Origin of the sequence: Mesorhizobium intechi, assembly GCF_002879535.1 — a bacterium.
GTDB classification, from domain to species: Bacteria; Pseudomonadota; Alphaproteobacteria; order Rhizobiales; family Rhizobiaceae; genus Mesorhizobium; species Mesorhizobium intechi.
Genome location: NZ_PNOT02000330.1, coordinates 1 through 25,106, shown reverse-complemented (window position 1 = coordinate 25,106; position 25,106 = coordinate 1). Strand labels below are relative to the sequence as shown.

At 63.6% G+C, this 25,106-nt stretch carries 18 protein-coding genes; 7 read left to right on the top strand and 11 right to left on the bottom strand.

Annotation, left to right across the window (positions count from 1 at the left end; translation table 11 throughout):
* Nucleotides 1-89 precede the first annotated feature (89 nt).
* The 7 genes from C1D09_RS28300 to C1D09_RS28265 form a co-directional block, all read right to left on the bottom strand.
* Nucleotides 90-842 (bottom strand): SDR family NAD(P)-dependent oxidoreductase, encoded by a 753-nt coding sequence (locus tag C1D09_RS28300; protein WP_019861229.1) that lies wholly within the window; start codon nucleotides 840-842, stop codon nucleotides 90-92.
* Nucleotides 843-932: 90 nt separating this feature from the next.
* Nucleotides 933-3,203, bottom strand: a complete 2,271-nt coding sequence (locus C1D09_RS28295) for a transglycosylase domain-containing protein (RefSeq protein WP_143977300.1) — start codon at nucleotides 3,201-3,203, stop codon at nucleotides 933-935.
* Between the two features lie 600 nt (nucleotides 3,204-3,803).
* Nucleotides 3,804-3,950 carry a hypothetical protein gene (locus tag C1D09_RS28285; RefSeq protein WP_140500260.1) on the bottom strand — a complete coding sequence of 49 codons (147 nt, stop codon included), beginning with the start codon at nucleotides 3,948-3,950 and terminating at the stop codon, nucleotides 3,804-3,806.
* A 25-nt stretch (nucleotides 3,951-3,975) separates the two neighbouring features.
* Nucleotides 3,976-4,230, bottom strand: a complete 255-nt coding sequence (locus C1D09_RS28280) for a GlsB/YeaQ/YmgE family stress response membrane protein (protein ID WP_019861233.1) — start codon at nucleotides 4,228-4,230, stop codon at nucleotides 3,976-3,978.
* 190 nt (nucleotides 4,231-4,420) lie between these two features.
* Nucleotides 4,421-4,621 carry a hypothetical protein gene (locus C1D09_RS28275; RefSeq protein WP_143977302.1) on the bottom strand — a complete coding sequence of 67 codons (201 nt, stop codon included), beginning with the start codon at nucleotides 4,619-4,621 and terminating at the stop codon, nucleotides 4,421-4,423.
* Nucleotides 4,622-4,708: 87 nt separating this feature from the next.
* A complete protein-coding gene (locus tag C1D09_RS28270) occupies nucleotides 4,709-5,329 on the bottom strand; it encodes a ribonuclease D (protein ID WP_143977299.1) in 621 nt (206 codons plus the stop codon).
* Nucleotides 5,330-5,407: 78 nt separating this feature from the next.
* Nucleotides 5,408-6,793 carry a M20/M25/M40 family metallo-hydrolase gene (locus C1D09_RS28265; protein ID WP_143977298.1) on the bottom strand — a complete coding sequence of 462 codons (1,386 nt, stop codon included), beginning with the start codon at nucleotides 6,791-6,793 and terminating at the stop codon, nucleotides 5,408-5,410.
* 420 nt (nucleotides 6,794-7,213) lie between these two features.
* Here C1D09_RS28265 and polA point away from each other — a divergent pair, with 420 nt between their 5' ends.
* Nucleotides 7,214-10,177 (top strand): DNA polymerase I, encoded by a 2,964-nt coding sequence (gene polA / locus C1D09_RS28260; RefSeq protein WP_167514792.1) that lies wholly within the window; start codon nucleotides 7,214-7,216, stop codon nucleotides 10,175-10,177.
* Nucleotides 10,178-10,358: 181 nt separating this feature from the next.
* Here polA and C1D09_RS28255 read toward each other — a convergent pair whose 3' ends face one another.
* Nucleotides 10,359-10,763 (bottom strand): Fur family transcriptional regulator, encoded by a 405-nt coding sequence (locus C1D09_RS28255; protein ID WP_143977297.1) that lies wholly within the window; start codon nucleotides 10,761-10,763, stop codon nucleotides 10,359-10,361.
* Nucleotides 10,764-11,008: 245 nt separating this feature from the next.
* On the opposite strand from C1D09_RS28255, the gene C1D09_RS28250 reads away from it, so the two are divergent.
* From C1D09_RS28250 to amrB, 5 genes are all read left to right on the top strand, one after another.
* Nucleotides 11,009-13,210 (top strand): caspase family protein, encoded by a 2,202-nt coding sequence (locus C1D09_RS28250; protein WP_246135910.1) that lies wholly within the window; start codon nucleotides 11,009-11,011, stop codon nucleotides 13,208-13,210.
* A gap of 119 nt (nucleotides 13,211-13,329) precedes the next feature.
* Nucleotides 13,330-13,710, top strand: a complete 381-nt coding sequence (locus tag C1D09_RS28245; protein WP_143977295.1) for a hypothetical protein — start codon at nucleotides 13,330-13,332, stop codon at nucleotides 13,708-13,710.
* Entirely contained in the window at nucleotides 13,707-14,414 is a 708-nt protein-coding gene (locus tag C1D09_RS28240; RefSeq protein WP_143977294.1) for a DUF4760 domain-containing protein, read from the top strand. The genes C1D09_RS28245 and C1D09_RS28240 overlap by 4 nt, the downstream gene beginning before the upstream one ends.
* 56 nt (nucleotides 14,415-14,470) lie before the next feature.
* Nucleotides 14,471-17,449, top strand: a complete 2,979-nt coding sequence (locus tag C1D09_RS28235) for a caspase family protein (RefSeq protein ID WP_143977293.1) — start codon at nucleotides 14,471-14,473, stop codon at nucleotides 17,447-17,449.
* Nucleotides 17,450-17,460: 11 nt separating this feature from the next.
* Nucleotides 17,461-19,131, top strand: coding sequence for an AmmeMemoRadiSam system protein B (amrB, locus tag C1D09_RS28230; protein WP_246135909.1), 1,671 nt, complete (start codon nucleotides 17,461-17,463; stop codon nucleotides 19,129-19,131).
* Nucleotides 19,132-19,293: 162 nt separating this feature from the next.
* On the opposite strand, the gene C1D09_RS28225 is transcribed toward amrB, so the two are convergent.
* Entirely contained in the window at nucleotides 19,294-21,102 is a 1,809-nt protein-coding gene (locus C1D09_RS28225; protein ID WP_246135908.1) for an MORN repeat-containing protein, read from the bottom strand.
* Between the two features lie 170 nt (nucleotides 21,103-21,272).
* Nucleotides 21,273-22,361, bottom strand: coding sequence for a trypsin-like serine peptidase (locus C1D09_RS28220; protein WP_143977290.1), 1,089 nt, complete (start codon nucleotides 22,359-22,361; stop codon nucleotides 21,273-21,275).
* A 399-nt stretch (nucleotides 22,362-22,760) separates the two neighbouring features.
* Here C1D09_RS28220 and C1D09_RS28215 point away from each other — a divergent pair, with 399 nt between their 5' ends.
* Nucleotides 22,761-23,858, top strand: a complete 1,098-nt coding sequence (locus C1D09_RS28215; RefSeq protein ID WP_143977289.1) for a S1 family serine peptidase — start codon at nucleotides 22,761-22,763, stop codon at nucleotides 23,856-23,858.
* 88 nt (nucleotides 23,859-23,946) lie between these two features.
* Here the strand turns inward: C1D09_RS28215 and mgrA are convergent, their stop codons facing one another.
* Entirely contained in the window at nucleotides 23,947-24,993 is a 1,047-nt protein-coding gene (mgrA, locus tag C1D09_RS28210; RefSeq protein ID WP_143977288.1) for an L-glyceraldehyde 3-phosphate reductase, read from the bottom strand.
* Nucleotides 24,994-25,106 lie beyond the last annotated feature (113 nt).

Here is a 25,106-nt window from a genome sequence, read left to right as displayed (position 1 = left end):
CGCCTGGAAGATGTCGAGCTCCGAGGCCCATTCATAGATGACGAGCGACCCGACGACGTTGGTTTCCGTGTAGCGTTCGAAGTCCTCACTCACACGTGTTGGCCGCCATTGATGTGGATTTCCGAGCCGGTCACATAGGAGGCCTGCTGCGAGCACAGGAAGAAGATGATGTCGGCGACCTCCGCCGTGGTGCCGAGGCGCCTGAGCGGGATCGTCTCGACGATCTTTTCCGTGCCCGGCGACAGGATCGCCGTGTCGATCTCGCCCGGCGCGATAGCATTGACGCGGATGCCGTGCGGCCCAAAGTCATGCGCCATCTCGCGTGTCAGCGAGCCGAGAGCCGCTTTCGATGTCGCATAAGCGGTGCCGGCGAAGGGATGGACGCGGGTGCCGGCGATCGAGGTGACGTTGACGATCGAGCCCTTGGCCGTCGCCAGTTCCTTGAACAGGCCGCGCGCCAGCATGATCGGCGCGAAGAAATTGACCTGGAACACGTCGCGCCAGACATGCATCGGCGTGTCGATCGAGTTCATGCGGCTGTTGCCGTCTTTCAGCTTGGGCGAAATGCCGGCATTGTTGACCAACGCATTGAGCTGGCCGCCATGTGCTTCGAGCCGATGGCGGATTTCCGAGACGGCGATGCCGACATCCTCCTGATCGGCAAGGTCGACCTTGATATGGTCCTCGGGGCCTGCCGGCCACGGGCAATCCTCGGCGAAAGCCTGACGCGAACAGGTGATGACGCGCCAGCCCTCGCGCGAGAAGCGCTTGACCGTGGCATGGCCGATGCCACGGCTGGCGCCGGTCAGCACGATGGTTTTTCTGGTGTCGAGTTCGGCCATGTCACGGTCTCCGGCCGGAGGTGTAGCCGAACACCGTGGCGCTGGCGAGAGGCGGATTGACGCCGCTGCGAACCGCCGGGGCGATGGCCCTCAGCCGCCGCCCAGAATATCCAGGATCGAGGTCTGCTTGCTCTTCTTCAACGGCCCGCCAACATTGCCCGGCGGCACCGGATGGCCGACCGAAGCAGTGGTGCCGTCATCCGCCGGCATGTTGAAGCCATCTGCATCGACGGTCTGGGCAGGCCGCGCCACCCGGGCCGGCGCCGGCGCCTGGGTTGCCTGTGCGGCCGGCGCCTGCTGGCCAACCGAGGCTGATGGAACCGGTGCTGGCTGGTTGTTGTCGGCCGACGGTATGTCGTCGGGCACGATCGTATCGGCCGGCGTCGACTTCCAGGTGCCGGGCAGCGGCCGCACCGGTACGCCCTCGTGCGCCGCGACCATGAATTCGTGCCAGGCCTGCGCCGGCAGCGCGCCACCGGTGACCTTCTTCATCCCCGTGCCATCGTCATTGCCGAACCAAACACCGGTGGTGAGATTGGCGGTGTAGCCGACGAACCAGGCATCGCGCGAATTCTGGCTGGTGCCGGTCTTGCCCGCCGACGGCCAGGCGAAGGCCGCCTTCTTGGCCGTGCCGACCTCGACGGTGCCGGTCATCATCGAATTCATCATGCCGACGATCTCGGGTTTCACCACGCGCGGCGCGCTGCCGCCGCCGCTGTCATACAGCACCTTGCCCTCGGCGGTGGTGATGCGGCGGATGAAGTGGATGTCGGGCTTGTAGCCGCCATTGGCGAACGGCACATAGGCCGACGTCAGCTCCAGCGGCGTCACTTCCGAGGTGCCGAGCGCGATCGACGTGTTGGCCTGCAGTTCGGACTGGATGCCCATGCGGTGCGCCGCTTCCACCACTGCGTTCGGCCCGACCTCCATGGTCAGCTGCGCGGCGACCGAGTTCAGCGACTTGGCCAGCGCAGTCGCCAACGTGACCTTGCCAAAATACTTGCCGCCGTAATTGTCTGGCGTCCAGTTGCCGATCTTGATCGGCGCGTCGTTGCGGATGCTGTCGGGCGTGCGGCCGGCTTCCAGTGCCGCCATGTAGACGAACGGCTTGAACGCCGAGCCCGGCTGCCGGCGCGCTTCCGACGCGCGGTCGAACTGGCTGGTCGAATAGTCGTAGCCGCCGACCATGGCACGCACCGCGCCGGAATCGTCGATCGACACCAGGGCGCCCTGGGTGACGTTGAGCTTCTTGCCGCTTTCGTCGATCAGCCGGCGGATCGACTGCTCGGCCAGCTTCTGCAGGTTCAGGTCGACGGTGGAGTCGATCACGATGTCGCCGCGCACGTCGCCGATCAGGTCGGGCAGTTCTTCCATGATGGTGTCGGCGACATAGTTTTCCGAGCCGGTCCAATAGGACGGCGCGCGCGTCGCCGGCGCGCTGAGCGCCGTCTTCAGCTCCTTGTCGCTGATCTTGCCCTCTTCACGCATGGCCGCGAGCACGAGCTGCGAACGCTCCTCCGCCGCCTTCGGGTCGCGCGCCGGCGACAGCCGCGACGGCGCTTTCAGCAAGCCCGCAAGCAGCGCAGCTTCCGAAAGCGTGACGTCGCGCGCGCTCTTGCCGAAATAACGCCGCGAAGCCGCCTCGACACCAAATGCGCCGGAGCCGAAATAGACCCGGTTGAGGTACATTTCGAGGATCTGGTCCTTGGTGTGCTTGTGCTCGAGCCACAGCGCCAGCAGCACCTCCTGCACCTTGCGCTCCAGCGTGCGGTCGGGCTTCAGGAACAGGTTCTTCGCCAATTGCTGCGTCAGCGTCGAACCGCCCTGCGCGAAATGCCCGCCAAGAAGGTTGGTCACCATGGCGCGCGACAGGCCGATCGGGTCGACACCGAAATGCGAATAGAACCGGCGGTCCTCGATGGCGATGACGGCTTCAGGAATGTAAGGCGACATTTCGTGCAGGCCAACGGCTTCGCCGCCGCTCATGCCCCTGTTGGCGAGCAACTGACCATCGGCCGAGACGATCTTGATGTTGGGGGCACGGTCCGGGATCGACCAAGTGGTGGCCGCCGGCATCTTGGCGCCGTAATAGACGACGACGCCCGCCACCGCGATGCCGCCCCAGATGGCGAGCACGAAGCACCAGTAGAACAGCCGGCCAAGCACGCCGAATAGGCCGCGCCGGCTCCTGCCGCGCCCGCCGCGCGACGATTTCGCCTTGGACGATTTGCGTTTGGCGGAGGCTTTGCGGTTGCTCGGCACGACGCGGTCCTCCTCGCTCACCGAAAGACCCGGCTGGGATCGCGCCTGTGGCGGTCCCTCGAAACTGGGCTCGATGCGGCTATCTCTGCGGTTCGCCATGCCTGCGCTTGCTGTCCCCGGTGCCAATGGCGCTCCGGTTGCAGAGTAGATGCGGCGATTTAAGGGCGGGTTAAGTCGGAAAAATTCAAAGCGATTGATAATCAAATGCCCGGGCCCGGCGGTGATCGCGCTGTTCGAGCCCTGATTTTGGCGCTGGCAAACGGCCGCGCCCGTCGCGATGGAAAAATCCTCGCCATGGCACTTTGTCCGGGGCCTGAGCCTTTCTCAGCCGCGACGCAGGCGGTCGCGGACATGTTCCGTGTTGGGGCGCGATCGCAAAGGGCAGCTGCTACGCGTTCGACCGCGCCCCAAATCAGCTGTTGGACGTGCGTCAGCCGATCGCCGCACGAACCGGGAGCGCTGCCCTGGACGATTGCATAAGGTCGCCGCCATGGCGGTAGCAGACGATCTCGTGCAGTTGGTGGTCGGTCAGCTCGGGGAAGCGCTTGGCTTCGCCAAGCTGTCGTCTTTCAAACCCTCGTCGTGCAATATGGGGTCCGTGAAGGCAACCGCTATCGGCGAGCCATCGCCTCGCATGACATCGCGTTGCGCAGGCACACGGTGTTCAGTCCCGGCGAGCGCGGTCAGGAGCCGGCTGGCTCAGTTCTGCTGGATCGAAATGCCCTTGTCGTCGATCTTGAGTTCGACGCCCTTGGGCTTGGTCTGCTCGCGGTAGACATAGACGCCGAGCGCGATGACCACGACGACGAGCGCGCCAATGACGAGATAGAGCGTATTCTGCTTCATGGCGCGCCCTTTGGCGTTTCGAGCCTCAGGCTCGTTTGAGGACCTTGACCAGCACCAGAAGGATGATGGCGCCGATCGTGGCGTGGATGATGGAAGCGATGATGCCGCCGCCGATGGAGAAGCCGATCCGCGGCAACAGCCAGCCGGCGATGAACGCGCCGACGATGCCGACGATGATATTGCCGATGAGGCCGAAGCCGAAACCGGACACGATGAGACCGGCAAGCCAGCCGGCGATGGCACCGATGATGATGAAGACGAGAAGGCTTTCTACGCCCATGGGGATTTCCTCCGAGCAAGGGGGCGAGCGCGGAGCGAAAGGCTCCGAATCGGCCCCGATATCAACGGCTTCAGGCTATTCGAAAGCAGCTGGCCCCGCCAGCGGCGCGCGCTGGAGCAATTCCAGGAAAAGCGTGAAGTGGTTTTCCCCGGAAAAAGCGCGCAGCGCTTTCCCTTCAGTCACGTCAAAGCTAATCGTCGTTGTCGCTGGAAGCGGGCCGCCAACTGGTCGGCTCGACCTTCTTTTGCGTGTGGCTGTCGGTGTAGACCCACCAGCCATCATCACGGTATTGCCCGATGGATTCGTTGATGACGCCGTCGCCGTCCTTCCATGTGACTGTGACCTTGGAGCCATCGGTCGGCGCGGTTGCGATCGGCTTTCTGTCCGCCATGTCATCCCCTTTTTCCAGCCCACAAAACGCGACGGCGGGCATCTGGTTCCCCAAACGGCCGACGGGCGCGGACTGTCGCGAAGGCTGTCAGCTATGCGCGAAGATATCCTCTTCGCCCCAGCCCATCAGGTCAAGCTTGGCCCGCGTCGGCAGGAAGCGGAAGCAGGCATCGGCCTCCTTGGTCCGCCCCTCGCGCGCCAGCCGCCCGGCCAGCACATCCCGCAGCCGGTGCAGATAGAGCACGTCGGAGGCGGCATATTCGAGCTGCTCGGGCGACAGCGTTTCGGCCGCCCAGTCCGACGATTGCTGCGCCTTGGACAGGCCCACGCCGAGAAGCTCGAAGCAGATGTCCTTCAGCCCGTGCCGGTCGGTATAGGTGCGGGTCAGCCGTGAGGCGATCTTGGTGCAAAACACCGGTTCGGGCATCACCCCGAAGGCGTTGTAGAGCACGGCAAGGTCGAAGCGTCCGAAATGGAACAGCTTCGTCACGCTACGGTTCTTCAACAGGCTGACGAGGTTCGGCGCCTTCTTCTGGCCCGGTGCGATCTGGATGACGTCGGCGCTGCCGTCGCCGGGCGATATCTGCACCACGCACAACCGGTCGCGATGCGGGTTCAGACCCAGCGTCTCGGTGTCGATGGCCACCGCCCCGACATTGTAATGCGAAAGGTCGGGCAAATCATGCTTGTGGAAACGGATGTCGGCCATGGTCTTCTCCGGTCGCGGCGTTCCCCGTCCTCGCCGCGATCCGGTGAAAAATCAACAGGAAAACGCGTCTTGCGCCGCTCAGCGCGTCAGTGCATCGAGAATCCGGGCCCACGAGCGCTGGCCCTTGTGGAAGGATGACAGCTCATACTTCTCGTTGGGCGAGTGGATGCGGTCATCGTCGAGGCCGAAGCCGACCAGCAGCGATTCCATGCCGAGATAGGTCTGGAAGTCGCCCACCACGGGGATCGAGCCCCCGCTGCCGGTCGTCACCGCGGGCTTGGGCCATTCGTCGGACAGCGCGGTCTTGGCCTTGGCCAGGAATGGCGAGTCGTAGGAAAGCTGGATAGCCGGCGAGCCGCCATGCGGCTGGAATTCGACCGAGCAGTCGGCCGGAATGCGTTCCTGGACGAATTTCTGGAAGGCGGCGCGGATCTTGACTGGATCCTGCTTGTGAACGAGGCGGAACGACACCTTGGCCGAGGCCTCCGCCGCGATCACCGTCTTGAAGCCCTTGCCGGTATAGCCGCCGATGATGCCGTTGAACTCGGCGGTCGGCCGCGCCCATGTCAATTCCAGCACCGAGCGGCCCTTTTCGCCCGACGGGATGGACAGGCCGACAGGCCCGAGGAAGGTCTCGGCCGTTTCGCCCAGCGTCTCCCAGGATTTCAGCACCTGCGTCGGCGTTTCCTCGACCCCGTCGTAGAAGCCCGGAATGGTGATGTGGCCGTCCTTGTCGTGGATGTCGGCCAGCACCTTGGACAGAATGCGGATCGGATTGGCGGCAGCGCCGCCATAGAGGCCCGAATGCAGGTCGCGGTCGGCGGCCTTCACCGTGATCTCCTCGCCGACCAGCCCGCGCAGCGCCACGCAGATCGAGGGCGTGTCGCGGTCCCACATGCCGGTATCGCAAACCAGCGCGAAGTCGGCCCTGAGATCCTCGGCATTGGCCTCGAGGAACGGTTTCAGCGACGGCGAGCCGGATTCCTCTTCGCCTTCGAACAGGATGGTGACACGGCACGGCAGATTGCCATGCACCTGTTTCCAGGCGCGGCAAGCCTCGACGAAGGTCATCAGCTGGCCCTTGTCGTCGGCCGAACCGCGGCCGGTGATCACCTTGTGGTCGGGTCCGACTTGCTTGATGGCAGGCGCGAACGGATCGCTTTCCCACAATTCGATCGGGTCGACCGGCTGCACGTCGTAGTGGCCGTAGAACAGCACATGCGGCGCACCCGTCGGCCCCTCGTGATGCGCAACCACCATCGGGTGTCCGGGCGTGTCGCGCACGCTGGCGTCGAAGCCGATCAGCTTGAGCTCCGCCACCAGCCATTGCGCCGCCTTGCGGCAATCGGCGGCATAGGCCGGATCTGTGGAGATCGACTTGATCCTGAGCAGGCCGAACAGGCGTTCCAGACTCTGGTCGAGATTCTGGTCGAGACGGTCGAGGACGGGGGAAACTGCGGACATTTGACAAGCCTTTCGATTCAGTGCCGGAACCGTAAAGGCAGAGTGGGGAAACGAAAAGCCCGGGACGATTGGACCACGGCGCGAGTCGGCCGCCGCAGGCCAAAAAAAGACCGCCGTGGTGGAGGGGAACCACGGCGGCCTCATACTCGAAACGATGCGGCAGCCCGGAGAGGGGGGATAGGCTGCCGCAGTTGTCCGGGATAGGCGGGGGACGGGCCTTGCTCCGGACTTCGGCGAAAACTGCCGATGACGTCTATCTGGGTCTCTGAACGTGGCGATTCAAGGGCACGAACGTTACACTTTTGTAACGTGCCCGTGATCGGGCCTGCGTTCCCCGATCTGTCAGGGTGTTGACGGAACCGACACCCGACAATGTCTTTGGCATGGACCAAGCCATCGCGCCGCGCTATCCCTGCCCGCATGAAAAAAGGCGATCATCTCTTCCTCATCGACGGCTCCGGCTACATCTTCCGGGCATACCACGCACTGCCGCCGCTGACCCGCAAGTCCGACGGCCTGCCGGTCGGCGCCGTTTCCGGTTTTTGCAACATGCTGTGGAAGCTGATGCAGGATGCCCGCAACACCGATGTAGGCATCGTGCCGACGCATTTCGCGGTCATCTTCGACTATTCCTCGAAAACCTTCCGCAACGACCTGTATCCCGAATACAAGGCCAACCGTTCGGCGCCGCCTGAAGACCTGATCCCGCAATTCGGCCTGATCCGCCAGGCGACCAAGGCGTTCAACCTGCCTTGCATCGAGATGGAAGGCTTCGAGGCCGACGATCTCATCGCCACCTATTGCCGGCTGGCCTGCGAGGCGGGCGGCGACACCACCATCATCTCCTCCGACAAGGACCTGATGCAGCTGGTCGGCGATACCGTCGGCATGTACGACCCGATGAAGGACCGCCAGATCGGCATCCCTGAGGTCATCGAGAAATGGGGCGTCCCGCCGGAGAAGATGGTCGATCTGCAGGCGCTGACCGGCGATTCCGTCGACAATGTGCCAGGCGTGCCGGGCATCGGCCCGAAGACCGCGGCGCAGTTGCTGGAGCAGTTCGGCGACCTCGACGGACTGCTCGCCCGCGCCGGCGAGATCAAGCAGGATAGGCGGCGCGAATCGATCATTGCTAACACCGACAAGGCGCTGATCTCGCGCCAGCTGGTAACGCTGAAGAACGACGTGCCGGTGGCCGAGGGGCTGGACGACTTCATCCTGCACGCGCCGGATGGGCCGAAGCTGATCGGCTTCCTCAAGACCATGGAATTCACCTCGCTGACCCGCCGCGTGGCGGAAGCGACCGGCACCGAGGCCGGCGACGTCCAGGCCGTCGCGGTGACCGTCGAGCGCGCCGACAACGCCCACGGCCCCGATGTCGGCGCCGGAGCGCCGGCTGCGGCCCGTGGCGGTGCCGAGACGGAAGCGGCCAACGGCGAGGCAACCGACACACCGACGGCGGACAAGGCCAAGCAAGGCGATAGTCCTTCCCTGCTCTCGGCCTTGCGGCTGGAGCGCGCGGCAACCAGCAAGATCGACACAGCGGCTTATCCCTGCATTCGCGATATCGCGACCTTGAAAGCCTGGGTCGCCGAGGCGACGGAGGCCGGCATTGTCGCCTTTGACGTCAGGGCGACCTCGTCCGATCCGATGCAGGCCGAACTGATCGGCTTGGCTATGGCCACGGCGCCCGGCCGCGCCGCCTACATTCCCTTCGCCCACAGGAGCGGCAATGGTGACCTGCTCGGTGGCGGCGCGCTCGAAAACCAGATACCTCTCCGCGAGGCGCTGGCGGTGCTGAAACCGCTGCTCGAGGACAGATCGGTCCTCAAGATCGCGCAGAACCTGAAATACGATCTCGTCATCATGAGCCGCTACGGCATCGAAGTCGCGCCTTTCGACGACACCATGCTGATCTCCTACGTGCTCGATGCCGGTACCCCGCACGGTCACGGCATGGAACAGCTTGCCGAGAAATGGCTTGGCCACACCCCGCTCCAGCTCAAGGACGTAACCGGCTCCGGCAAGAGCTCCGTCGGTTTCGACCAGGTTGACATCGACAAGGCGACGGCGCACGCCGCCGAAGACGCCGATGTCACGCTACGGCTCTGGCTGGTGCTGAAGCCCCGGCTTGCCGCCAAGGGCCTGGTCTCGGTCTATGAGCGGCTGGAACGGCCGCTGGTGCCGGTGCTGGCGCGCATGGAACAGCGCGGCATTTCGGTCGATCGGCAAATCCTGTCCAGGCTTTCGGGCGAACTGGCGCAGGGTGCTGCCCGGCTTGAAGAAGAAATCTACCAGCTCATCGGCGAGCGCATCAACATCGGCTCGCCCAAGCAGCTCGGCGACATCCTGTTCGGCCGCATGGGCCTGCCCGGCGGCTCCAAGACCAAGACCGGGCAATGGTCGACCTCGGCGCAGTTACTGGAAGACCTCGCCGCCGAAGGCCACGAACTGCCGCGCAAGATCGTCGACTGGCGCCAGCTGACCAAGCTGAAATCGACCTACACCGATGCGCTGCCCGGTTTCATCCATCCCGACACCAGGCGCGTCCACACCTCCTACGCGCTGGCCGCGACGACGACAGGCCGACTGTCATCCTCCGACCCGAACCTGCAGAACATTCCGGTGCGCACCGCCGAGGGCCGCAAGATCAGGACCGCCTTCATCGCCGACAAGGGCAACCGGCTGGTCTCGGCCGACTACAGCCAGATCGAACTGCGCGTGCTCGCCCATGTCGCCGACATCCCGCAACTGCGGCAGGCTTTCGCCGACGGCGCCGACATCCACGCCATCACCGCGTCGGAAATGTTCAACGTACCCGTGGAGGGCATGCCTTCCGAGATTCGTCGGCGCGCCAAGGCTATCAATTTCGGCATCATCTACGGCATCTCGGCCTTCGGCCTCGCCAACCAGCTGTCCATTCCGCGCGAGGAAGCCAGCAACTACATCAAGAAATATTTCGAGCGTTTCCCCGGCATCCGCGACTATATCGAGGAGACCAAGGCCTATGCCCGCGAGCACGGCTTTGTCGAAACCATCTTCGGCCGGCGCATCCATTATCCCGATATCAGGTCGTCCAACCCTTCGATCCGCGCGTTCAACGAACGCGCCTCGATCAACGCCCGCCTGCAAGGCACCGCCGCCGACATCATCCGCCGCGCCATGGTGCGCATGGAGGAAGCGCTGGACAAGGCCAAATTGTCGGCCCGCATGCTCCTGCAGGTGCATGACGAACTGATCTTCGAGACGGTCGAGGCCGAAGTCGAGGCGACGATCCCGGTCGTGCGCCATGTCATGGAAAACGCGGCGATGCCGGCCGTATCGATGTCAGTGCCGCTGCATGTCGATGCGCGGGCGGCCAACAACTGGGACGAGGCGCATTAGCGCCAACTTCGTCTTCCTGGAGCTTGACCAGCGGATCCATGCCGCGACCTCACTTGAAGACCGCGGCGGAGCAGAACTTGAGTTCTGCATCGCTTCAACACGTCCATGTCACGGGATGGATACCAGGGTCTGCGCCCGTCGCTCCGCTCCTTGCCTCGCCTTGGTATGACGACGCGAAGAGTTAGGCAGCCTCGGCCCTGCATTTAGCACAAACACCCCGAAACTCGATCACCGCCTTCTTGGCGGCGAAGCCGGTCGAATGGACCCATTCGTTCAGCCGGTGGTCGACATCGTGATCCGACATTTCGGTCACTTGCCCACACGTGTCGCAGATGGCGAAGGCGGTCATCGAGTGGCTGTGATCATGCGGCTCGGCGCAGGCGACGAAGGAGTTGATGCTTTCCAGCCGGTGCACGAAGCCGGACTTCACCAGCGTGTCGAGGGCGCGATAGACCTGCAGCGGGGCGCGAAAACCGCGTTCGCGCAACTGGTCGAGCAAGGTGTAGGCGCTGAGCGGTCCGCTGGCGGTCTCGAGCTTCTCGAGCACGCACAACTGGTTTTTCGTCAGCACATCCCTTGCCGCCATGGTCCGGTTCCAACTTGTCCTGCGCCATCTCCAGGCCGTTTGCCCGCGCAAACCGCCTGATACCATTCAGATAGCGACGAACCGTCGTCTTTGCTACTCTTGTGTTGTTGTCCCGGGCCGATCGATAAAGTGCCGGCGCATTTGACGACGGCGGGCTTGGTGGCGCAGCGACATTCAAAATACTGACAAAATCCTCGACGAGGATGGTTTCGCTTGGGGAATTCGATCGGGCTTGGGGAAGCAATATGATCAAATTGACACGCCGGACGCTGCTTGTCGGCACGTCCGCGCTGATGGCGGCCGGTGCACTCTCGTTTCGGGCGCTGGCGGCATCGCGCACCTATCACGCGCTGCTGGTCGCCTGCACCGAATATCCGGCCCTGCCACAAAGGAACTGGCTGATCGGGCCGAAGAACGATGCCGGCCTGGTGCTCGAATACCTGCTGAAGAACGTTCCCGATCCGGTACGCTTCGCCCCCGAGAACGTAACGCTGCTTGCCAAGGACGTGCCCGGCGCCAAAGGCCTGCCGACCCATGCGGCGATCAAGGCGGCACTCGCGGACCTGGCGGCCAAGGTTCAGCGCGACGATTTCGTCTATCTGCATCTGTCCGGCCACGGCGCCCAACAGCCGGAAAGGGTCAAGGGCGACGAAACCGACGGGCTCGACGAGATTTTCCTGCCCGTCGACATCGAGAAATGGATCAATCGCGATGCCGGCGTGCCGAACGCGCTGGTCGACAATGAAATCGGCGATGCGCTCGACGCCATCCGCAACAAGGGCGCCTTTGTCTGGGCGGTCTTCGACTGCTGCCATTCCGGCACCGCGACACGCGCCGTCGAGGTTGATGACGAGTTGGAGCGCAAGGTCGAATTCTCCGACCTGGTCGGCGGCGACGAGGCCGCCAGGGCGGCGGCAATCAAGGCCTATGAGGACACGGTCGCAAGCGCCGCGCGCGGCCTCGACGAGAATGGCGCGCGCAAGCCCGCCTTCAACCTGACGCCGACCGGCGGCGAAGCAGTCGCCAAGGGCAAGCTGGTCGCCTTCTATGCCGCGCAAACGGTGGAGACGACGCCCGAGATGCCGTTGCCCAAGGGCACTGCGGATGCGCCGCGCTTCGGCCTGTTCACCTTCACCATCCTGTCGAAGCTCGCCGAAAACCCCAATGTTACCTACCGCCAGCTCGGCCAGGCCGTGCTGCAGCAATATTCAGCCGACAGCCGCACCCGGCCGACGCCGCTGTTCGAGGGCGAACTCGACGCGCGCGTCTTCGGCACCGACCAGACCGACGCCGTCATGCAGTGGCCCATCGTCGTCAAGGACGGCGAGGCGACGATCGGCGCCGGCCTGCTGCATCGCCTCACGCCTGGCAGCAAGCTCGCCATCCTGCCCTCGGCGCTGTCGTCGCTGTCCGACGCGGTCGGCTATCTCGAAGTGCAGTCGGCCAAGAACCTGGAGAGCCGCGTCAAGCCGGTCGAGTTCGAGAAGAAGCCGACACTCAAGCTCACCGACATTCCCGCCAACGCCTATGCGCGGGTGGCCGAGATCGCCGTCGACTACACCCTCACCGTCGCGCGACCGGCCCCGACCAAGGGGCTGGAGAAAGAAGCCGAGCTCGTCAATTCGGTTATCGACGAACTGGCCACGACCAAGGAAACCGGCTTCAACATCGAACTCGTAGACCCGGGCAGGAGCGCCGAGCTGCGCTTCGCCGTGATGCGCGAGAATGCGATTGCGGGCGCCGGCGAGGACGCCAGCGACAAGCCGGCGCTATGGTTCCTGCCGGCATCGGGCGACGTGACGTTGAAGGACGGCAGCAAGCCGCCGCTGATCATTATCCATCCGGACGATCGCCAGAAGCTGGTCGACGCCACGACCAGGAATTTGCGCGCCATCTTCCGCGCCACGGGGCTGTCGCGGCTGGCGGCGGCCTCAGACTACAAGCCCGAGGATGTCGACGTCCAGTTCCAGGTCAAGCGCCGTGACAAGGATGGGCTCGAGCCCTTGCAGGCTTCCGCGGTGCCGCGCGTCTCGCCGGGCGACGAGGTGCATGTGCTGGCCAAGAACAGCTCGGACCAGCTGGTCGACATCAACGTGCTCTATGTCGGCAGCGACTATTCGATCACGCACATCGTTGCCGAACGCCTGGCACCGGGGGCCACGCTGGAGGAAGGGCTGCTCGCCTTCACAGACACCAGCTTCGGCATGGAGCGGATGATCGCGGTGCTGACCGAGGCGCCGCCGGAAAGCGAGAAGGAAGATCTGAGCTTCCTGGCGCAGGACGGCGTCGCGGCGATGACGCGCGGTCTCGGCCCCGCCAGCTTCTCCGACATGCTCGCTGATATCGGCATGGCGCCGCCGACCCGTTCGGTGATGCGGCTCGCCGACAAGAGCAGCCCGAAGGGGGCGGTGATGATCTTCCCGATGGAGACGGTGCCGCGCGCCTGAGTTCCGGGCGCAAGGCCGCACGGCCTGGTGTCGCCGGCTCTTGCGCGATCGGCGCGATATGAGAACATCCCCAGCCGCGGCCAAGGCTTCAGCGGCTGACGAAGCAGATAGGATCGATCGTGAAGAAGTCTTTTTTGTCCTGGCGCGCAACGGTTGCCGCACTTGCCGGCGGCCTGTTGTTGGTTGCCAATGCCGCGGCCCAGGACAGCTGCGGCCTTTGCGCCAAACAGGTCGTCATCAATTCGGAACTGGCAACGTGCTTCCTCGATGAATACGACCAGTTCGCCAAAACCAGCAGTGACGCGGTGGTGGTCGATCTCTCAAGCTGCGCCTCGCGCGGCGTGGTCGAAGCGTTGCCCTCGCCCAACAAGGCGCCGGCGGAACCGGACATGCAGTTCATAGTTTCGCGTCCGCAGCTGGCATGCCTGAAAAAGCAGCTTGAAGCGCCGGGCATAGTGCTTGATCCCTCCGCCACCATCGAGCTGGACAGATGCAAATGAAGAAGCCGGGGGGCACGACAAAGCAGACGCCGGCGGCCGCGCCCGCAAAAGCGCCGGCAGCGAAGGAGACGCTGCCGGAAACCACCGAAGGTTTTCCCTGGCCAAGCAGCCATGAGATCAAGAAGGAGAGCAATCCCTTCACCGATCGCGACTGGCGCATGCTGGTCTATGCCTGGTCGGGCATGCTGGTGCGTTTCGCCATCATCTTCACCCTGGCATTCTCGGTCTACCAGTTCCTGGCCAACCAGGAACAGAAGCGTGTCGAGCAGACCATGTCGCTGGTCGAGCTCTGGGAAACCAAGGACTACCAGCAGGCACAACGGGCGTTGAAGGATCGCCTTGCCGCTCTCAACGCCAAATACGACAATCTGCTCGGCGCCAACCCTTCGCCGACCGAGGAACAGGTTTTCCGCCAGCGCATCGGCATCGAGGCGATGAGCGCATCAGGCGGCGACATGCCGCTCGCCGACTTCAGCGAGAATTTCGACCGCATCGTCTATTTCCTCAACCGGTTGTCCTTCTGCGTCGACGGCGACCTGTGCTCGCGCAAGGTGACCGATGCCTATTTCCGCGACTACGCCGTCTCGTTCTGGAGTTATTTTGCCGGCTATGTCGAAAAGCAGCGCAAGGCGGGTTCGCCGACTTTTGCCACGGCGATCGAGGCCTATGTTCGCCACGGGCAACCAGCCGCCGAAGCCAAATAGCGATGGAAGAGGCTGGGATCCGCATCCGCCTCATCCGTGCCTGCCGCTGGTTGGCCATGGCTGGTGTTTTGGTCACGGCCTCTGCCACCCGTGCCGAGGACGCCCCGGATTTCCGCCTCGACCTTGATACCGGCGGCCATACCGCCCGGATTGCCGACCTCGCCTTCACCCCCGATGGCGAGGACATTGTCTCGGCATCCGACGACAAGACCATCCGCATCTGGGACTGGCAGAGCGGGGTGACGCTGCGCACCATTCGCGGCTATCTCGGCAATGGCAACGACGGCAAGATTTTCGCCATCGCGGTCTCGACGGATGGCAGGACGATCGCCGCCGGCGGCTATTTCGGCGCCGGCCTCGGCGACAAGCCACCCTATGGCGACATCAGGCTGTTCGACTTCGCCACCGGGAAGATGAAGGCCGTGCTCAAGGCCGCCGACTATGCGACCTATGCCCTCGCCTTCTCTCCAGATGGCAAGACACTGGCTGCCGGTGGTGGCGACGGCATGGTCTATCTCTGGCGGCTCGACGACAAATCAGCGACGGGCTGGACGCTGGACAAGAAACTGGACGCCGATTCCTGGCACATCGACAAGCTGGCCTTTGCCGCTGCTGGGACCCGGCTGGCGGCCACCACCACCGACAATGGCATCCGGCTCTGGGATGTCACCAAGGGCGAGGAAATCGCCCTACCGGCGGAGGCTGAGCCATTGCGGGACATCAGCGTCCTGGCGCTTGCGATTTCGCAGGACGGCAGCCTGTTTGCCACCGGCGGCAAGGATGGCCAGGTGCAGCTCTGGCATGCGGCCGACGGCACGCTGGCGCGCGCAATGCCGAAGCAGGATTTTCTTATCGGCTCGCTGACCTTCGCCAAGGGATCGCGGCTGGTCGCCTCCTGCGGCTATCGCTGCGCCGACAAGCACCGCTCCATCGTCTGGAACGCCGACAGCGGTGAGAAGCTGCTCGACTACAGCGGTCACGACGGCACGGTCTATGCCAGCGCCGCCAATGCCGATGGCTCGCTGATAGCGACCGCCGGCGGCACCCGCAACGCTATCCAGGTCTGGGATCCGGCGAACGGCAAACGCAAGGCCCTGCTCCAAGGAGTGGGCCAACCGGTGACAGCGATCGGCATCGACGCGGCGAACGGCATCATCGCCTGGGGCAATGCCAACCCCTGTCCCGAGCGCGTGGCTTGCCCGGAACAGCTGGGCGCGCTGGACAAGAGGCTTGAACTGCCCACAACCGAGCGGTTCTTCGACGGCCCGCAGCCGCTGACCGAGCCAGGCTCGTTTGCCCGCGCCGCGCTGACCGATGGAGAGTGGTCGCTGCACGCCACCGCGGGCGGCAAGGACACACTGGAAAACGCGGTGCTGGAGATCGCCAATGGCGGCAAGGTCGTGCGCTCGATCGAGAACGATGCCACCAACGGCTTTGCCCATTCCGCCTTCACATTGATCGACAAGGGGCTTGGCCTGATCACCGGCGGCAATGACGGCACGTTGCTGGAATACAAGGCCGCGACCGCCCGGATCTCCGGCGAATTCACCGGCCATACCGGTGAAATCAACGCCATGGCCGCCTCGGACAAAGCCGGCCTGCTGGTCACCGCCAGCGCCGACCAGACATTGAGGCTGTGGAACCTGAAGACGCACGAGCTGATCGTGTCGATGTTCTTTGCCGACCCGCAATGGATCGCCTGGATGCCGCAGGGCTACTATTATTCCTCCGACGAGGGCGACAAGCTGATCGGCTGGCAGGTCAACCAGGGCCGTGACCATGAAGGCCGCTTCATCCGCGCCGGCCAGTTGAAGAAATATCTCTGGAGCCCGGAAATGGTGCGCCGCGCCATCATCCTGCGCAGCGCCAGACAGGCGGTGAAGGAGATGCGGCCGGGCGTCGACAACGAGTTGCAGAAGCTCTTGCAGCGCAAACCGCCGGAATTCGGCATTCACCTCGCCGACGACCAGAGCAAGGTCCGCGACGGTTATGTCGCCGTCGAGATAACAGGCGCCAAGGAAGCCGGCACCGATGTCGCCGGTTTCTCGATCCTGTCGAACAGCCGCAATGTCGGCGATATCGCCACGCGTTCGGCCGACGGCAACAAGACAACAGTCGAGGTGCCGGTCGAGGATGGCCAGAACATCATCCGCATCACCGGCACCAACGAATATGGCTATCTGACCGAGCGCAGCGTGACGGCGCTGGCGAGGAAGACCGAAAAGACCGAGGCCAAGGGCAAGCTCTATGTCGCGGTGATCGGCGTCGACAAATATCCGTTCCTGACCGACGCCTGTTCCGGCCATGCCTGCGATTTGCGCTATCCCGTCGACGACGCCACCGAATTCCTCAAGGTGGTTGCACAGAAGTCGGCGCCGTTGTTCTCGTCGATGGAGACACTGGTTCTGGTCAACCGCGAGGCGCTCGACGAGAGCCCCGACAAGGCGCAACAGACCTACACCGTCGCCAGCGCCGACAACATCATGGAGCCGGACTCGCACACGATCGACGACCAGCTTGCCGATTTCCTCGACAGGCCCGGCGAGCACGACACCACCATCGTCTTCGTCGCCGGCCATGGCATCAACATCGACGAGGACTACTATTTCATCCCGACGGACGGCCGCAAACAGGATGCCGATCGCTGGAAGCGCTCTTCGCTCGTCGACTGGGCTGACATCCAGAAATCGGTCGAGCGGGCCAAGGGAATGCGCTTCATGCTGCTCGACACCTGCCATGCCGCCAACGCCTTCAATCCGCGCCTGGAAAAGGATGCGCAGGATGCGCGCATCGTCGTGTTTTCGGCGACCGCGGCCAACAACACCGCCGCCGAATTGCCGGAGCTGGGCCACGGCGTCTTCACCTATTCGATCCTCGAGGGCCTGCGCGGCAAGGCGAAGACCTCGGATAGCGGCGTCACGCTGTTCGGGCTCGCCGATTTCATCTCGCACGAAGTGGTTCGGCTGACCGCGTCCAAGCAGAAACCGTTCTATTATGTCGGCGGCGTGGAGAACATCGTGTTGGCCGAGCCGTGATAGCCCGCCTGGTGACGGTCGTCATAGTCTCCGTGGTTCTCGGCGGCAGGGCACAGGCCGCCCCGATCGTCTGCCCGCCCGGCACCGAAAACTTTGCGCCCTTCTACGATGACGCCAAATTGTTCAAGGACGCCATCGCCAGCGTCGCTGCTATCCAGCCATCCAATCAGCGGCTGACCGGCATCACCGTGCCGCATCACCTGCTGGCCGCCGACCTCGTGGCGCTCGGCTTCAGGGCAGCGTCCGGCTTTCGCTACAAGCGCATCGTCATCTTGTCGCCGGACCATTTCCACAAGACGCATAACCTCTATGCCACCACGCTGCGCGGCTTCGAGACCGCGCTTGGCCCGGTGGCGGCCGACAGCGATGCCGTCCGACTTCTGGAAGCACACGGCGACATGGTCGAGGAATCCTGCCTGTTCGACAAGGAACATGGCGTGCGCGCCATGCTGCCCTTCCTGCATCACTATTTTCCCGAGGCGAAGATCGTGCCGGTGGCGATGTCGGTGAAGGCGAAGCGCGCCGACTGGGACAGGCTGGCCGAGGCGCTGAAACCGATTGTCGACCATGACACGCTGATCGTCGAATCCACCGACTTCTCGCACTATCTGCCGCAGCATGATTCCAGGCGCTTCGACCAGCAGACGCTGAATATGCTGGCCGCCGGTTCCCTCGACGGCATCGCGGCCCTCAGCCAGCCCGATCATGCCGATTCCGTCGGCGCGCTCTACATCCAGACCCGGCTGCAGCGCGAACTGTTCGGCGCCCAGCCGCTGGTCGTCGCCAACGAGAACTCGCAGGAACACACATCCGACTATGTCGAGCGCACCACCAGCTATGTCGTGGCGCTGTTCGGCACCTTCGGTCCAAGTTTCAACAACCCCGCGCGGCCAAAGGACCGGATCTACTATCTCGCCGGCGACGTGAATTTCGGCCGCGCCATGAAGAAGATCCTGCTCCGCGACGGCGTGGCCGACAAGATCGTCGACAGCATCGTTTCACTGACCGGCGCGCGGCCGCTCATCGTCAATCTCGAAGGCGTCATCCTGCCCAACGTCCCGGAAGCGATCGACGACATGACGCTGGCCATGCCGCAAGACCTCGCCGCCGGCATGCTGAAACGGCTGCACGTCGCCGGCGTCAGCCTCGCCAACAACCACGCTTATGATCTCGGGGCGTCCGGCTATGCCGAGACGGTCCGCGCACTGGATGAAGCCGGCATCCCACATTTCGGCCAGGGCGAGACGCTGGCGCTTGCCGATCTCGACCTTGTCGGCCTGACCGACATCGACACCAACGGTTCGAAGAACACCGACCTGCTCACCCCCGCCTTGCTCGACCGGCTACTGCACGAGAATGCGCAGCGGCCGGCGGTGGCCTTCGTCCATTGGGGTCGCGAGTACAAAACAGAACCGTCGGCGCGCGAAGAGATGCTTGCCAATGAGATGCGATTGCGCGGCGTCTCGGCCATTGTCGGCGGCCATCCGCATGTGTCGAGCGAGGCGATCGTCCCGCTTGCCGGCGGCGATGTGGCGGAAGTCTATTCGCTCGGCAATTTCCTGTTCGACCAGAGCGCCGAGCGCTCCTCGGGATCGATGCTGGAACTGCGCGTCTTTTCCCAAGGTACGATCTTTGTCAGGCTCATCCCTTTGCCCAACTATTTCGAGATGGGTCGCAAGTAGGCAACCGCCGTTTGCGACGGGAAGGTGTTGAGATTCAGGTCAGGCCGGGTCGAAGACAGCTGATACCCGAGAACCGGAGCGGAGCGTACCTTTTGCAGGTGAGCACCGGAAGCGCAGCTATCAGCCGTTCGCGGATCGGCCTCACCTGAATCTCGACATACCTTAGCCGCAGCCGATCATCTGGCGCGGCAGATAGCAGGCCGCCGGCTCGGTCCTGGTCTCGAACAGCGACTGCTTGGGCCGGAAATAGAAGAAGGTCACCGGCTTGCTCTCGCGCACGCTGCCGTCGGCAAAATGCGCGGCGATGCTGAAACTGTGGATCGACGACATCGCCGACCACATCTTCAGCCGCGCCGTATAGGCGCTGACATTCTTGTTGCCGCGCACCGGCATAGCGATCGTGTAATCATGTTTGCCGATCGGGAATTCGATGTTCTGGTAGCGCATCGCCTCCGGGCTGCCGCCACCGCCATCGCCGCATTCGGCCATCGATTCGGGGGTCTCGAAGACCGCCATGGTCATCTGGGCGCGGAACGGCTCGCTCTGGTGGTAGACATTGCCCTGATCGTCCGCCCAGGAATAGTCTAACTTGCCGATCGCGTTCAGCGTCATCGCCTGGTTGAAATTGCCGACATAGTCGCCGACCTCACCGAACTTGATCTTGTTGGTGAACTGGCTGCGGCAGACATTGAGGCTGTCCACCGAGGGACAGGGGAAACGCCCCGTTTCCAGGCTCGCCGTATCGACACCGGCCTCGTCCAGCACGCTCTTGATCGACACGTCGACGCCCTCGCCGAAACTGCCGATGTCCTTGGTGAAGATGCGGCTTGGCTGGCCGGTCGGGTTGCCTTCCTCGTCCACAATGGTGAACTGGATCGACATCCTCATGTCCTTGGCGTCGCCCCAGCCATTGTTGACGATCGAGAAATCGGGCCGGAAGCCGATGCAGCCGAAATGCTCCGAGATCGACAGCATCGGTTTGCGGTAGGCGTCGCTGGCAGCGACCTTCATCTCCAGGCTGTCAAGCTTGACCCTGGACTCGTCCGTCGTCTTCAGGTCGACCTCGGCAAAGGCCGGCATATCCTCCCAGTTCGCCCCCTCATAGACATTGGTGGTGTTGACCGTTCCGGTGCCGTTCCAGGCGTCGTTGTAGAGGTTGTCTTCCGGATAGATCGCGATGTCCTCGTCGCGCACCAGGTGCTGGTATTTCATGTCGGCTTGCTGGGTCATGCGCTGGTCGACGATGACGCCGATCTCGACCTTGTCGGCGTCGCCGCCGCCAGCCTGCGCCTTTAGCATGCCACCGACCCTGGCATCGGCCAGAACGTCGGGACGCGAGCCGCCGACCTCCTTGCCCATCATCCATTGCGATTCATAGACCGTACCGCCGGCGAGCCGCGTGATGCCCCTGCCATTCTTCAATCCGCCGACAAAAGAACCGGCAAATATCTCGCCTGTCTTCGACAGCAACCGGCCCTCGCCATTCGGGACACCGCCGACGAATTGCCCCTCATAACGGTTGCCGTCAGCATCGACATGGATGCCCTTGCCGTTGAGTTCTCCGCCAAGCCAATGCCCGTCGAAAACCTCGCCCGAACGCAGTTCGAGCCTGCCTTGCCCGTCGGGCCGGCCGTTCCTGACATCGCCGAAATAGCTGGAATAGACGGTCTTCGGGTCATAGCTGGCTGAGCCGCGCACCCGCCACACCAGCCTGCCCTTGCCGTTGATGGTGCCGTCCTCGGCGATGGTCTTGTCGGGTGACTGGCCCGCCGCCGGCTCCCAGACGAAGTCGAGGCTCTTCTCGGGATGGAAATCCCACACACGTACGCTCTTGCGAAGCACCGAGCGTGTGTCGGCCTTATAGAGGATCTGCACGCGCTCCGCCCAGACGCCGCCGACAGGGGCGGGATCGGCAAAAGCCGGTGAAAGCATCATCGCGCCCAGCATCGATGCGGCCGCGATCCCGAACACTGCCCTTGTCCGCCCCATCCCCTTGAGCTCCCTGGACGCCTCGCCCCTTGGCACGCCAAGCGTAGTCGCGGCGCCGGCCTCGTGCAAGGGAAGCCACGCGGAAGGAACGGCCCGAAAAAAGGCGGCAGGATTGACCCGCCGCCTTTGTCTTCACCGCGAACGTGCAGCGACTATTTGTACAGGCTGTTGATCCACTGGACGTTGGCGGCGTTCAGGCGCACGGCGGTGTTCGCCTCGGGGCTTTCCGCCACGTTGACGCCGGTGATGATGCGCTGCTTGGAGTTGGTGTCGTAGGCATAGACGGAGCTGCCGCTCGACCCCGGGAACGTATCGCAATCATACTGGAAATATTCCGGAGCGATATTCTCGGCATGCACTTCGCAACTGGCCTTCCACATGGTGCCCATCGGCTTGTCGCCGGGATAGCCGACGAGGTTGGCGGTGAAATCGCCGAGATCGTCATAATTGGCGTAGCCCAGCCAGCCGAGGTTGGTGCCGACATCCTGCTTCAGCGTGATGATCCCCAGATCCCACGGGATCACCGAGCCGTAATAGCCCTGGTAGTTGTCGATGAAGCCCTGCAACACATAGGCGCTTTCATAGGCGAAGGCTCCGAACGGTGCGTCGTCGGCGGTGCTACCGTTGAGGCCCGGTACGAACAGATAATCGGAGAGCCAGTCCTTGTCCTCATGACTGTAGAGGCAGTGAGCAGCGGTGAGCACCGTGCGCGGACCGATCAGAGTTGCAGAGCAGCTGCCGTAACCGGTCTTCGACTTGGCTTCAAGATAACCGATCGCCGAGAACGGATAGGTCTTGGTGTTCCTGACCTGCTCGCGATCATCGGGGCCGAAAACCTGACGGCCAGCTTCGCCTTCGCCGAGCCCTGGGTCTTCGGTCTTGCGCTCAGCCCCATCCGCGCCATTGGCCGGCGCGTTCAGTTCCTTGATGATGAGCTCTCGCAGCGCTTCGCTCGGCTCGATCTTGATCTCCTTGCCATCGGCGGAACGCCCGACAATGCCATAGGATTTGACAGCCGCCTTCTCGTCGGTGAGCGGCGCGGCGCGGCTGTCTTCATCAGTAAGCTTTGGTGTCGTGATCGGTTTGGCCCGACCGGCCTTGAAGTCGCCTGAAGTAACGTCCCGCATGCTTTCGCCGTTGCCGGCACTGGCGGAACCAGGGTCGGCGGCGAAGACCGGGGCCGTCGACATCGCGGTGGAAAGCAATGCGGACGCAATGATAGACTTTGTCAGTTTTGTCATGGTGAGACTCTCCCAAAAGTCAGCAAGGACTGGATCGAAATACAGAAATATTGTCGAGATCGTGGTGACGCCGAAAAATGAGTCTGCTCGCCGGCATTCCCCGCGAGCGTTGTTCTAGGCTGTCATTTTCAAGGCCCCCGCCAAAAAAATTCTGCAGCGGTATACTGCCTAAAATAATCCAAGATTGGCAATGACAAATCGCTTCCAGATAGCCCGTGGGGGGCTATAGGATTTTGTGCGGGTTTGCTCGCGGGCACGGTTAGCAAAAGTGGGATTCGGTTTTATGACCGATCGCGCGCCGTTCGATACGGCACGCGTGCGGATCGCTGAACCGGCAACGCCTCCTTGCACGATGCCCGGCGTCGATCCGCTCGGGAGAACGGTCTGAGGGAGGTTCAGGTGCACATCACAAATCGGTTCGGGCCCATCGTTGCCGCATCGCTGCTTGGCATTGCGGCTGTCCTTGTATCGATCAACCACGGCCGGGCGGACGAAAGCACCGCAAGGCCCGAAGCGGCGGTGTCGCCGATGCAGCGGGTGACCGAGGCCAGGGCCAAGGCAGCGGCGGAGAACCCCGACGGCGCGGACCGGGTCTATGGCGGCAACCAGGCTGAAAAGGGCGCCTATCCGTTCCAGGTCGCGCTGCTCACCACCGCAAGGCTGGACGAGAACCCGGCCTCGCAGGCCAATGCGCAATTCTGCGGTGGCAGCCTGATCGCCCCGCACTGGGTGCTGACGGCGGCACACTGCCTCAACGACAAGGGCAAGCCGATCTCGCCGGAGACGGTCACGGTGCTGACCGGCGCCACCGATCTCAGCGAAGGCACGCGCCACAAGGTGGTGGAGGTCATCGTCAACGAAGGCTACAGCGAGCAGACGCTCGACAACGACCTCGGCCTGCTCCGGCTTGCCGAGCCGGCCGATGCGCCGACCATCAAACTTACCAGCGAGGCGACCCCCGACACCGGCAAGACCACCGTCACCGGCTGGGGCAAGATGCAGGACGGAACGTTCCCGACCACGCTGATGGTCGCCGACCTCGATCTGCAGCCGAACAGCGCCTGCAACACCGGCATCAAGGCTATCTATGCGCATGATTTGAAGGCAGCACTTGGCGATCTGTCCCACCGCATGCGCTATTCGGAAAAGGGCATCGATGCCGCCGCCAATGCGATCGCCGCCGACATGACCGACCCGCTGACCGGCAACATGATCTGCGCCGGCACCACCAGCGGTGTGCGCGATGCCTGCAATGGCGACAGCGGCGGCCCACTGTTCATGACCGGCGCCGACGGCCCGGTTCAGGTCGGCGTCGTCAGCTGGGGTGAAGGCCCGGCCGACGGCAGCGCGGCCTGCGGCCACAAGGACGCTTATGGCATCTATACGCGGCTGGCCAACTACGGCGGCTGGATCGAGGCGAAGATGAAGACCCCTGCTCCCGCGCCGGAAAAGCCGAAAGCCGGGCTGGGCACCGCCCAGAAGCCGAAGACGCCCTGAGGCCTGGCCATTTACCCGACATTTTGCTTGTCATGAAAACGGCGGGAGACATTCCCGCCGTTTTCATTTGCCGGCTTGTCCGACAGCTTTATTTCCTCGCCGGGCCTTTGCGCTCGGCGGAGGCTGCCCACAGATTGATGTCGGATTCGCGGGCATAGGTATCGATCTCGGCCAATTCAGCGTCGCTGAAGTCGAGCACCTTCAGGGCGCCGACGCAGTCCTCGACCTGCTCCGGCCGGCTGGCGCCGATGAGCGCCGACGTCACCTTGCCCTTGCGCAGCACCCAGGCCAGCGCCATCTGCGCCAGCGTCTGGCCGCGCTTGCCGGCGATGGCGTTGAGCGCCTTGATGTTGGCGATGGTGCGGTCGTTGATGAAGGCCGACTTCAACGACTTGCCCTGGGAGGCGCGGCTGCCTTCGGGGATGCCGCCAAGATATTTGTCGGTGAGCATGCCCTGGGCCAGCGGCGAGAACACGATCGAGCCGACGCCGAGCCCCTCCAGCGTGTCGAGCAGGCCATCCTCCTCGACCCAGCGGTTCAGCATCGAATAGCTCGGCTGGTGGATGATGCAGGGCGTGCCGAGCCGCTTGAGGATGTCGGCGGCTTCGCGGGTTCGCTGCGAGTTGTAGGACGAGATGCCTGCATAGAGCGCCTTGCCCGAGCGCACCGCGTGCTCGAGCGCCCCCATGGTTTCCTCCAGCGGCGTGTCGGGGTCGAAGCGGTGCGAGTAAAAGATGTCGACATAGTCGAGCCCCATCCGCTTCAGGCTCTGATCGAGGCTGGCCAGCATGTATTTGCGCCCGCCCCATTCACCGTAAGGGCCGGCCCACATTTCATAGCCGGCCTTGGTCGAGATAATCAGCTCGTCGCGATAGGCGGAAAAATCGGTGCGCAGGATTTCGCCGAAAGCGGTTTCGGCCGAGCCGGGCGGCGGTCCGTAATTGTTGGCGAGGTCGAAATGCGTGATGCCGAGATCGAACGCCTTGCGCACGATCGCCTGCTTGGTCTTGTGCGGCGTGTCATTGCCGAAATTGTGCCACAGGCCGAGCGAGATCGCAGGCAGCTTGAGGCCGGAGCGCCCACAGCGGTTGTAGATCATTTTTTCGTAGCGATTTTCGGCGGCGACATAGGGCATGGGAAATCCTCGGATCTGAAACGGACGGCTCGGCAATCGCGAACGCAATGACCGGCCCGACGCCCCACCCTTACCCTCTCCCCGACGAAACGGGGAGAGGGTCAGTCTAAATT

Excerpts from the sequence above, each read along its gene's own strand:
- C1D09_RS28300 (WP_019861229.1), bottom strand. The coding sequence starts at position 842 with ATGGCCGAACTCGACACCAGAAAAACCATCGTGCTGACCGGCGCCAGC.
- C1D09_RS28295 (WP_143977300.1), bottom strand. The coding sequence starts at position 3,203 with ATGGCGAACCGCAGAGATAGCCGCATCGAGCCCAGTTTCGAGGGACCG.
- C1D09_RS28285 (WP_140500260.1), bottom strand. The coding sequence starts at position 3,950 with ATGAAGCAGAATACGCTCTATCTCGTCATTGGCGCGCTCGTCGTCGTG.
- C1D09_RS28280 (WP_019861233.1), bottom strand. The coding sequence starts at position 4,230 with ATGGGCGTAGAAAGCCTTCTCGTCTTCATCATCATCGGTGCCATCGCC.
- C1D09_RS28275 (WP_143977302.1), bottom strand. The coding sequence starts at position 4,621 with ATGGCGGACAGAAAGCCGATCGCAACCGCGCCGACCGATGGCTCCAAG.
- C1D09_RS28270 (WP_143977299.1), bottom strand. The coding sequence starts at position 5,329 with ATGGCCGACATCCGTTTCCACAAGCATGATTTGCCCGACCTTTCGCAT.
- C1D09_RS28265 (WP_143977298.1), bottom strand. The coding sequence starts at position 6,793 with ATGTCCGCAGTTTCCCCCGTCCTCGACCGTCTCGACCAGAATCTCGAC.
- polA (WP_167514792.1), top strand. The coding sequence starts at position 7,214 with ATGAAAAAAGGCGATCATCTCTTCCTCATCGACGGCTCCGGCTACATC.
- C1D09_RS28255 (WP_143977297.1), bottom strand. The coding sequence starts at position 10,763 with ATGGCGGCAAGGGATGTGCTGACGAAAAACCAGTTGTGCGTGCTCGAG.
- C1D09_RS28250 (WP_246135910.1), top strand. The coding sequence starts at position 11,009 with ATGATCAAATTGACACGCCGGACGCTGCTTGTCGGCACGTCCGCGCTG.
- C1D09_RS28240 (WP_143977294.1), top strand. The coding sequence starts at position 13,707 with ATGAAGAAGCCGGGGGGCACGACAAAGCAGACGCCGGCGGCCGCGCCC.
- C1D09_RS28235 (WP_143977293.1), top strand. The coding sequence starts at position 14,471 with ATGGCTGGTGTTTTGGTCACGGCCTCTGCCACCCGTGCCGAGGACGCC.
- C1D09_RS28220 (WP_143977290.1), bottom strand. The coding sequence starts at position 22,361 with ATGACAAAACTGACAAAGTCTATCATTGCGTCCGCATTGCTTTCCACC.
- mgrA (WP_143977288.1), bottom strand. The coding sequence starts at position 24,993 with ATGCCCTATGTCGCCGCCGAAAATCGCTACGAAAAAATGATCTACAAC.